A 525-nucleotide genomic window follows, 5' to 3' on the forward strand; every position below is an offset into this window, starting at 1 on the left:
AATTACCTTTTTTAATAACTCCAAAGTCTCTTAAAGCGCGGATACGGTGAAGAGTTACCCCTTTAAACTCAGCTTTCCCATCAGTAAGTTCGTACTTCTTTTCCATGATTTTACTCCTTTAAGTTAGATTCTGCCTTTGTCGTTCTTGCAAAAGAACGGCATTGCATTGTGTGGTGAATTTTTTGAAAAGGTGGCGTCTTTTAAAAACGCCTTTAGCTTTTAAAGCACATCACAAGGACGCAAACGGTGTTGTTTTTCGTAAGAACCATACATTGCATCATCATATTCGCGCTGTTTTATATCATCTAAAAAAAAACCGTATGCTGTGCTGTGTAGAATAAAATCGTGAGGAATGTTTCCGTTGAAACACTGCTCTTCACATTCTTTAAGATAGAATTCGGCAATATCTTCAGAGATATCTTCGCAACGATTAGTCGTTGGTTCAATACGCAAAATTTGGACAGCATTATCGGCTTGGTCGATAAATTTGATCATGTCACTTTCTTCTAAGAAAGGACCAGATTT

Annotated in this window: 1 protein-coding gene; it reads right to left on the reverse strand. The window is 37.1% G+C overall.

The window, feature by feature from the left end; translation table 11 throughout:
- Nucleotides 1-219: 219 nt before the first annotated feature.
- Nucleotides 220-525: hypothetical protein (locus ACFINH_RS10405; RefSeq protein WP_375633102.1), on the reverse strand; the 306-nt coding region annotated here is incomplete at its 5' end.

The sequence above is a fragment of the Bartonella sp. AA74HLJMH genome (assembly GCF_042197045.1).
In the GTDB taxonomy this organism is placed as follows: domain Bacteria; phylum Pseudomonadota; class Alphaproteobacteria; order Rhizobiales; family Rhizobiaceae; genus Bartonella.